Origin of the sequence: Burkholderia sp. Tr-862, from assembly GCF_011753085.1 — a bacterium.
Taxonomy (GTDB): domain Bacteria; phylum Pseudomonadota; class Gammaproteobacteria; order Burkholderiales; family Burkholderiaceae; genus Burkholderia; species Burkholderia ambifaria.
The window spans coordinates 1-9,403 of sequence record NZ_VWWG01000215.1 but is presented as its reverse complement, the minus strand read 5'-3'; the positions used below and the strand labels follow the sequence as shown (position 1 = coordinate 9,403).

The following is a 9,403-nucleotide window of genomic DNA, read 5'->3' as shown; positions in this document are numbered from 1 at the left end:
AGCGGAATCTCGTCGGCGAGCGGATGACCGACATACGTCGATGCGACGCCCGCCTTGTCGAGGATCGCCGGTTCGAACGGGAACAGGCACAGCATGTGATCGACGGACTTCGCGACCTTCTTGATCCTTGAACAGCGCCACGTCGGTCACGCCGAGCGCGCCGATGGTCTCGCCGTGATAGCTGTTCGCGACGCACACGAATTCGCGCTTGTCCGCGCGGCCGCGGTTGCGCCACGCGTGGAAGCTCATCTTCAGCGCGATCTCGACCGCCGACGCGCCGTCCGACGCGAAGAACGCATGGCCGAGCGTGCGCGCGGTGAGCACGTGCAGCCGCTCGGCGAGCTCGATCGCCGGCTCGTGCGTGCAGCCGGCGAGCATCGCGTGCTCGAGCGTGTCGAGCTGGTCCTTCAGCGCCGCGTTGATGTCCGGGTTCGCATGGCCGAACAGGTTCACCCACCACGAGCTGATCGCATCGAAGTAGCGGCGGCCGTCGCGGTCGTACAGCCACACGCCCGCGCCGCGCGCGACCGGAATGAGCGGCAGGCGCTCGTGGTGCTTCATCTGGGTGCAGGGATGCCAGACCGCGCGCAGGCTGCGCGCGACCCAGTCGTCAGTGGCTGGCGTACTCAAGGCGACTCCGGGGGGTAAAACGGCGGCGGGCATCGAACGGGATGCCGCGCGGCGACAGACGGAAAACGCGCTGAGATTAGCGTGTTCCGCCGCGCGTTGCACTACCGGTTACAAACGGCGCAAAGCCTTGCCGGGCGGGAGTTCGGCGCAGATCCGGGGTGCTCGGAACGGTACGCGCCAGATATCCCGAAATGCGCGCAGATGACGACGTTCGAGTGAGACCCCCCGACAGAAAAAAATCGTCTGGCGGACCGGCGCACGAGGACCAAAAATCGGGGCGGGAAGGAAAAAGGGGCGCGAGGTGCGACCCAGCGCATGCGGTGAGGGGCGAATAGGTGCGGAGTCGGACGCAGGGAATCGGGAGCGGCGACGGGAAAGGGCTTCACGGGGCTCGTGGGCGCGCGCCCTTCGGCGGCTCACATGATCCGGCGAACGGGCAGGCGAACGCCGCGGCGGGCCACGCAAGCGTTCAGTACGGGGAGAGAAGCGAGAAGGGGACGATGCCGAAAGCACCGGATCCCCGGCGTCGCGATATGCAAACACCGCTGCGGGCCGCGCGAGCGTTCAGTACAGGGAGAGGAGCGAGAAGGGGACGATGCCGAAAGCACCGAATCCCGGCCGTCGCGATTCGCGCGTCAGCGCGAAGCCAGCGCGTGCGTATCGGCGTCGCCGTTGTCGGCCGTCTGCGTCGCGCTGTTCCACACGACGCGATCGTTGACCGCATACAGCCGGCACGCGCCCGCACCCTGCTTCGTGCAGTTGTCGAGCGCGAGCGCCATCGGGTCGTCGCCGCCTTCGGCCCACGACCACGCGCCTTCGGCGGACACCGCGAACGCGCGGCTCGGATGCTGGCTCAGGAAGCGGCGATAGCCTTCGCGGCCGGCCGCGTCGAGGAACGGCACCGCCTCGACCGCATCGATCGACGCGTAGCCGGTCGCATTCGGTTCGTGCGGGTTCGCGACCGCATAGCGCACGGAGGTCGGCAGGTTCAGATCAGCGAGGAACGCATGCACGGCCGGCCACCACACGGGCACGCCGTCGCGGTCGACGATCAGCCGGTGCGCGTCGTCCTTGTAGCGGCCGAAATCGATGAATTGCGCCTGCGTGCCGTGCGACACATAGGCGTCGTGCATCTGCGCGACGAGCGCGGGCGTCCACACCGAATCGTTGTCGCCGTACAGCCACAGCGAGCGCACGGCCGTATGCGCGCCGTACTGGTCGAATGCTTCGACGAGATTGCGCTGCCAGCCGTCGCAGAGATCCTGGCGCAGCCCGCCGGAGAAGTTGACGATGCCGCGCACGCCGGGCGCCGCTTCGGTGCCGTACGCGACCGAAGCGAGGCCGCCATGCGACGTGCCGGCGACGACGATGCGCGACGCATCGACGTACGACTGACGCGACATGTAGCGGACCGTCGCGGCGACGTCGGCGGCCTGCGCGAGGCCGTTCTTGCCGACGTTGCAGCCTTCCTGCTGGTACGTGCCGCCCGACCCGGCGAAGCCTTGTCGGTTCGGCGCGATCACCGCATAGCCGCGGCGCACGAATTCACGGGCGAACGCGAGCGGCCGGCTGCGCGGCTGCAGATGGAGATCGCCGGTGTTCTTGCCGTGGTTGAAGACGACGAGCGGGAAGGGGCCGGGGCCGTCCGGCTTGAACAGCGTGGCCTCGAGCATCACGGTGCCCGACGCATCGGCCGGAATGCTGATGACTTGTTCGTTGAGGTTCGCGGCGACTTGCGGGAGGCGTGAATCGCCGTAATCGAAGCGCTCGGCATGGGCGAGTGAGCCGCCGGCCGCGGCCGCGCCGGCATTTGCGTTCGGCAGCGCACCGGCCTGAGCGGCCGACAGCGCACAGGCCGCCATCCATCCCACCAATACTTTGCTGAACGCCATTCGTAAGCCCTGCCATGCAACATGACCAATCCGAAGGGCCATCGTAGCCCGACAAATTCAGGTTGTGCAATGCGGGAATTACCCGGCGTCTGACATGGCAACTATTTGTCAGCGTTCACTTACTTCGCCGTCGACATAACGCCAGAAACCGTGCTCGTCGCGGGTGAAGCGACTGGTCTCGTGGATCCGGTACGCGCGCCCGCCGACCTTGTAGCGGGCCACGAATTCGACCTCCGCGTGCCGTTCGTCGAGCGGCGCATGGCGTTTGACCGCGAGGCCGAGCCAGCGCGGCGCGTCGGGCGCATTCGGGTCGGCATCGAGATCGGCCGGGCAGGTGCGCGCGTCCCAGGTCGCGCGCAGGTAGTCGGTCGCGCCGAGCACGTACGCGCTGTACCGCGAGCGCATCAACTCGAGCGCGGTGGGCGCGGCTTCGCCGCCGTCGATGAAGCGGCCGCAGCACGCCGCATAGCGCGGGGCCGGGGCTTTGCCGGCAGGAGTGGGGGACGCGCCGCCGCACGGGCACGCGTCAGGTCGGTTCAAAATCATGCAAATCGTGAATTAACGACGCCGGGTTGTCATGCCGGCTCACCAACTGAGCTCGACGCCGTCGTACTGGAAGAAGCGGCCGTTGGCCTGCGACACGTCCGCGCCGGCTTCGGCGATCACCCGACGCATGCCGGTCACGCTGGTTTCCGGATCGATCGCGGCCTGCGCGCCGCCCATGTCGGTGCGCACCCAGCCGGGATGGAGCGAGATGCACGCGGCGTGGCGCGTCTGCAGCGACGCGATGCGCAGCACGTCGTTCAGCGCGGCCTTGCTCGCGCGGTACAGCCAGCCGGTCGTGCCGGTCGCTTCCGCGATGCTGCCCATCCGGCTCGAGACGACGGCCAGCACGCCGCGCGCGTCCTCGACGAGCGGCAGCAGGATCGGCAGCAGCTGCATCGGCCCGCGCACGTTCGTATGCATCACCGCGTCGAAATCCTCGGCGCCGATCGTCTCGACGCCCTCGGTGCGGGGCCCGTACACGCCCGACACGAGCACGGCCGCGTCGAGCCGTTCGCCGTCGAGCTTCCAGCCGAGCGCCGCAATCTGTTCGGGTTCCGCGATGTCGAGCGCATAGGCCTGCGCGCCGAGTTCGCGCAGCGCGGCGAGCGATGCGTCGTCGCGTGCGGTCGCGATCACGTTCCAGCCGTCGCGGCGGTATTGCCTGACGAATTCGCGTCCGAGGCCGCGCGATGCGCCGACGATCAGTACGGTTTTCATGTTCGCCGCTCCTTTGCGTTGCACCGCCGTGGCGGCAGTGTCGGTGTCAGATCAGTTCGATACCCGTCGCGACCAGGCTCCCGTGCATCTTCAGCCGGAGGACGCGCGGCGCGTGCGCGCCGCGCCGGTGCCGGTTACTTCGCGTCGCCGCACGACGGCTTGAGCGTAGCGGCGACCGCCTGCGCGACGTCGTCGAGCCGTGCGGCGTCCGCCGCGACCATGTCGTTGTCGGGCGCGTGCTGGCCGCGCGCGGTGAGCGCCGCGACGCAGCGCTTGTAGGTTTCGTCGAGCGCGTCGAAGTTCGACACGGCCATCCCGAGGTTGCGCATCCGCCCGTCGTGCACGCCGTACACGAGCCCGTGCACGGTGAGCGACTGGCCGCGCGCCCACGCGTCGTTGACGATCGTCGTGCGGCACACGTTGACGACCTGCTCGATCGCGTTCAGCTCGATCAGGCGGCGGTAGCGCGCCTCGCCGACCGGCCATTCGTCGAGCAGCGCCGCGTGGCGTTCGCGCACGTCCTGCACGTGGTGCAGCCAGTTGTCGGCGAGGCCGACGCGGCGGTTGTGCAGCGCTGCGTTCACGCCCGAGCAGCCGTAGTGGCCGACGACCATGATGTGCTTCACGCGCAGGATGTCGACCGCGAACTGGATCACCGACAGGCAGTTCAGGTCGCTGTGCACGACGACGTTCGCGATGTTGCGATGCACAAAAACTTCGCCCGGCGGCAGGCCGATGATCTGGTTCGCGGGCACGCGCGAATCCGAGCAGCCGATCCACAGATATTCCGGCGCCTGCTGGTCGGCGAGACGCGAGAAGAAATCGGGATCGTCGGCCAGCTGGCGCTTGACCCAGGCGTCATTGTTGTCGAACAGGTGTGAAAGCGGATTGTCTTGGGTATTCATCGGGTGTGGATTCCGTTGGCGGAAAGCGGGTCGATAACGGGTTCGATTCGATTGGATTCGGTCGTGCGTCAGGCGGCGCGCTGCGCGTCGCCCGCTGCGTCGCGGGCGTCCGGCGTCGCGTCGAAGCGATCGGGGTAGCGCACGCTGAAACGCAGCGACGCGTCGTACGGGTAAAAATCGGGCAACTCGCCCTGCAGCAGCTTGTCCTTGCTGGCCTGCCACAGCGAGGCTTCGAAAAAGTCCGCGTGATGCTTCATGAAGACCGCCCGCACGCGCGGGTCGCCGAGCAGGAACGGTCCGTAGGTTTCCGGAAAGATGTCGTGCGGGCCCACGGTATACCACGGTTCGCCGGACAGTTCGTCTTCCTCGTTGCGCGGCGGCGGCACGCGCCGCACGTTGCAGTCGGTCAGGTACTCGATCTCGTCGTAGTCGTAGAACACGACGCGGCCGTGACGCGTGACGCCGAAATTCTTGTAGAGCATGTCGCCGGGGAAGATGTTGGCCTTCATCAACTCCTTCACCGCGTTGCCGTACTCCTTCACGCCGTGCTCGATGTCGGCGTCGGTGCCGTTCTGCAGGTACAGGTTGAGCGGCGTCATCCGGCGCTCGATGTACAGGTGCTTGATCACGAGGTTGCCGTCCTCGTATTCGAGCAGCGACGGCACCTCCTTCTCCAGCTCGCGCACGAGCGCATGGTCGAGCCGCGAGATCGGCAGCGCGACGCTCGAATACTCGAGCGTGTCGGCCATCCGTCCGAGACGGTCGTGGCGCTTCACGAGCTGGTACTTCTCCATGATCTGCTCGCGCGTCGTTTCCTTCGGCGGCGGGAAGTGATCCTTGATGATCTTGAACACGTACGGGAACGACGGCAGCGTGAACACGAGCATCACGAGGCCCTTGATCCCGGGCGCGACGATGAAGCGGTCGCTCGAATGCGACAGATGGTGCAGCAGGTCGCGGTAGAACAGGTTCTTGCCCTGCTTCTGCAGGCCGACCGACGTGTAGATCTCGGCCTTCGGCTTGCCCGGCATGATCGTGCAGAGAAAATCCACGTACGCGGACGGCACGCCCATGTCGACGAGGAAATACGAGTGCGAGAAGCTGAAGATGATCTGCAGCAGGTCGCGGCGCAGCAGCACGGTGTCGAGCGCGAGCAGGCCCGGGCGCACGTGGCGGATCGGCACCGCGAACGGCAGCACGCGATCGGCGTTGATGATGCGGCCGACGATGTACGCGCTCTTGTTGCGGAAGAACAGCGACGACAGCACGTGGATCTGGAAATTCGGCGCGGCGTCGAACTCGCCGAATTCGTCGGTGATGGCCTGCATCACGCAGCCGATGTCGCGCGCGAGATCCTCGAACGGCGGCTCGAGCTGGAAGTTCGTGACGATGCGCTCGAGCGTGGCCGCGAGCCCGTCGGTGCCGGGGTAGTACGCGCGATAGGTCGGCTTCGCGGCCGGCTCGTCGTTCTCGAGGTATTCGGTCGAGATCGCGGGCCGCACGAAGATGAAATCGTTGTTGAAATACGAGCGGTGCAGGATCTTGCAGCACACCGAATTGAAGAACGTTTCCGCGCACTCGGGCTGGCGGTGCGACGTGAGCAGGCCGATGTAGTGCAGCTTGATCTGCTGCCAGACCTCGTCGTCGATGTTCTCCGCGTCGTATTCGTCCTGCAGCACCTCGACGCATTCCTGCACGCGATCGTCGTACGACGTGATCCGCTCGCGCGCCAGCCGCTGCAGCCCGTGCCAGTCGGCGCGCTCGTATAGCGTCTTCGCGTCGACCGCGGCTTCCCGGAAGATCCGGTAGTGACGGTCGAAGTATTCGAGCATCGTCTGCGCGACGTCGAAACCGATCTGCGACGACAGCAGTTTGGGGAAGTGATTCATTGCGTGCAGGCTCGTTCGAGAGGGACTGTAAGCACTCGCCATTTTAGCGCCCAAGTCGGCATTTCAATGAGTTTCGGGGTCCGGCGCCAAGCGCCGTCAATGCGCGGGTTGTTCGCTGTTGCATACCGTTCGGTGCATCTTCGCGTAAAGATACGGGTACGGAACCGATTCTGACACGAACTTTTTTGCCCGGCCGACGCCCGCCGGGCACGCGTTTCACGTGACGGCGATAGAATCGACGCGATGCCCGCCGCGGCCTGCCGCCCGCGCGCTCATGCACTCGCATTCACCCCCGCATGCGTACCCGCATTTGCAGCTGCATTTGCAACGACAACGACGAGACCCCCGACCGATGAACGCACTGGAACACCAACTCGACTATCCCTTCGCCGACACGCTGCCCGCCGCGGGCGACACGTTCGAGGTCGCGCCCGGCGTGCGCTGGCTGCGCATGCCGCTGCCGTTTTCGCTCGATCACATCAATCTCTGGCTGCTGCGCGACGAGATCGACGGGCAGGCCGGCTGGACGATCGTCGACTGCGGGATCTCGTCGGATGCGATCCGTACGCACTGGGAGCAGATCTTCGATCGGCATCTCGACGGGCTGCCGGTGCTGCGCGTGCTCGTCACGCACTGCCATCCCGATCACTTCGGCCTCGCGAACTGGCTGTGCGAAGGCGGTGACCAAGGCCGCTGGAACGTGCGGCTGTGGATGACGCTCGGCGAATACATGTTCGGCTGCCTGATGGCGGCCGGCAACGGCTCGAACGCCGGCGGCGCGGCCGCGGCCGATCACTTCGCGCGCCACGGCCTGACCGATCCGGCCGCGCTCGACAAGCTGCGCAGCCGCCGCAGCTACTACTCGGATCTCGTGCCGGCCGTGCCGCCGCGCTACCGGCGCCTGCGCGAAGGCGACGCGGTGAAGATCGGCGCGCGCACGTGGCGCGTCGTCACCGGCTACGGCCATTCGCCTGAACATTGCGCGCTGCACAGCGAAGCGGACGGCGTGCTGATCTCCGGCGACATGGTGCTGCCGCGCATCTCGACCAACGTGTCCGTGTTCGATCTCGAACCGGAAGCGAACCCGCTCGCGCTGTACCTGGAATCGCTCGGCCGCTACGAGACGATGGCGCCCGACACGCTCGTGCTGCCGTCGCACGGCAAGCCGTTCCGCGGCGTGCGCACGCGTATCGCGCAACTGCGCGCGCACCACGACGCGCGGCTCGACGAAGTGCGCGTCGCGTGCGCGGAACAGCCGGCCAGCGCCGCCGACATCGTGCCGATCATGTTCCGCCGCCGCGAGCTCGACATCCACCAGATGACGTTCGCGCTCGGCGAAGCGCTCGCCCACCTGAACCTGCTGTGGCTCGCGGGCGAACTCGTGCGCGAGCAGGGCGACGACGGCGTGATTCGCTACGCGCGGGCCTGACCGCCCCGGCCGCTCGATCCGCGACGGAGCGTCGCCGTCGCTTTCGCTTCAAACGCCTTACGCCCGCGATCCATGCCACGCAAACCGGATCACGCGAGGGCCTGCGAAGCTCGACGCATGACCCGGCTGACCGGAAGCGGGGCGCATGGAAATGAATATCGATCCGCGCGCCGTCGACGACACCGTGCTCGCGCCCGGTTTGATCGACGATCCGAGCCGGTCGGCAAAGGGCAATCCGCCGCCCTGACCGACCCTGGCGTGCGCGAATCGAACCGGCTTTTCAGGCAGCGGCTCGCCGATTCCAATCCGGACGTCACGCGCAAAGGCGAGCGATCGTGATCGTCGATCACGCGACGGGTTCGTAACGCCAACCGTCGCGCTGCCATTGCATCGTGTGCGTCGGCTCGAGCGCCGCAAGAAACGCGGCGTCGTGCGACGCGACCACGATCGCGCCGGGGAAGCCGGCCAGCGCGGCTTCGATCGCGCGCACCGATTCGAGATCGAGGTGATTGGTCGGCTCGTCGAGCAGCAGCAACTGCGCGGGCGTGCCGCGCCACAACGCGCACGCGAGCGCGGCCTTCAACCGTTCGCCGCCGCTCAGGCGGTGCACCGGCTGCGTCGCGCGTGCGGCATCGAGCTGCAGCAGCGCGAGCCGGCTGCGCAGGTCGCCTTCGGCGAGCGGCGTATCGAGAAGTCCCAACTGCTCGACGATCGAGCGCTCGGGGTCGAGCAGCGCGAGCCGCTGGTCGAGATACGCGGCGCTCACATGCGTCGTGCATGCCCCGGAGCGTGGCGCGAGTTCGCCGGCGAGCATGCGCAGCAGCGTCGATTTTCCGCAGCCGTTCGGGCCCGTCAGCGCGATGCGCACCGGGCCGCTGGCCGACCACGTGATCGCGTCCGCGCGCCCGGCGGCATGCCACGGCAATTGCGCACGCTCGAGCGTGAACAGCTGGCGGCGTGCGCTGACCTCGGCGCCCGGCAACGACACGAGCACCGGCGCGTCGGCTTCGACGCGTGCGGCCGCCTCCTGCACGCGCTCGTCGAGCGTCGCCTTGAAGTCGTTCTGATGACGCCGGACCTGCCCCATGATGTTGCGCGCCGCGCCCTTGCGACGCTGACGTGCCATCGACGACAGGTTGGCCGTCTTCGCGTCGCGCAGCGAGCCGGCCGCGTGGCGCTGGATCGTGTCGTGTTCCTGTTCGAGCCGGCGCCTCTCGCGTCCGCGCTCCGCGTGCGCATGCTCGAGCGCGGCCTGCGCGGCATCCTGTGCCGCCTCGCGGCGCGCCCCGGCCGCGTGCTGTTGCTGGGCGGACGCATGGGCTATCGCGCGCACGCCGACCGGATGGCCGGCTGCGTCGACCAGCTGAAGGAGGCGTTCGCCGCCCTCGGCTGCGA

Annotated in this window: 8 protein-coding genes and 1 pseudogene; 1 reads left to right on the top strand and 8 read right to left on the bottom strand. The window is 67.5% G+C overall.

From position 1 onward, the window contains the following. The 7 genes and pseudogenes from F3J14_RS31495 to aceK form a co-directional block, all read right to left on the bottom strand. Nucleotides 1–95, bottom strand: a 95-nt coding sequence (locus F3J14_RS31495) for a hypothetical protein (protein ID WP_348772028.1), incomplete at its 3' end; no start/stop codon positions are given. Nucleotides 96–123: 28 nt separating this feature from the next. Further along, nucleotides 124–630 (bottom strand): annotated as a pseudogene (locus F3J14_RS31490) (aminotransferase class III-fold pyridoxal phosphate-dependent enzyme); the annotation flags it as partial. Between the two features lie 635 nt (nt 631–1,265). Next, a complete protein-coding gene (locus F3J14_RS31485) occupies nt 1,266–2,522 on the bottom strand; it encodes a prolyl oligopeptidase family serine peptidase (RefSeq protein ID WP_166726254.1) in 1,257 nt (418 codons plus the stop codon). Nucleotides 2,523–2,630: 108 nt separating this feature from the next. Further along, nucleotides 2,631–3,068 carry a YchJ family protein gene (locus F3J14_RS31480; protein ID WP_166726253.1) on the bottom strand — a complete coding sequence of 146 codons (438 nt, stop codon included), beginning with the start codon at nt 3,066–3,068 and terminating at the stop codon, nt 2,631–2,633. Between the two features lie 39 nt (nt 3,069–3,107). Continuing rightward, a complete protein-coding gene (locus F3J14_RS31475; RefSeq protein ID WP_166726252.1) occupies nt 3,108–3,785 on the bottom strand; it encodes an SDR family oxidoreductase in 678 nt (225 codons plus the stop codon). A gap of 134 nt (nt 3,786–3,919) precedes the next feature. Beyond that, nucleotides 3,920–4,690: a carbonate dehydratase gene (gene can, locus F3J14_RS31470; protein ID WP_166726251.1), complete on the bottom strand. Its 771-nt coding sequence runs from the start codon at nt 4,688–4,690 to the stop codon at nt 3,920–3,922. Between the two features lie 68 nt (nt 4,691–4,758). After that, nucleotides 4,759–6,579 carry a bifunctional isocitrate dehydrogenase kinase/phosphatase gene (gene aceK / locus F3J14_RS31465; protein ID WP_166726250.1) on the bottom strand — a complete coding sequence of 607 codons (1,821 nt, stop codon included), beginning with the start codon at nt 6,577–6,579 and terminating at the stop codon, nt 4,759–4,761. Nucleotides 6,580–6,931: 352 nt separating this feature from the next. Between aceK and F3J14_RS31460 the strand changes: the two genes are divergently transcribed. Then, the gene (locus F3J14_RS31460) at nt 6,932–8,008 is read left to right on the top strand and encodes an MBL fold metallo-hydrolase (protein WP_166726249.1); all 1,077 of its coding nucleotides are present in this window, start codon (nt 6,932–6,934) and stop codon (nt 8,006–8,008) included. 346 nt (nt 8,009–8,354) lie between these two features. Here the strand turns inward: F3J14_RS31460 and F3J14_RS31455 are convergent. Next, on the bottom strand, nt 8,355–9,403 hold a 1,049-nt coding region (locus F3J14_RS31455; RefSeq protein ID WP_247682325.1), incomplete at its 5' end, for an ATP-binding cassette domain-containing protein.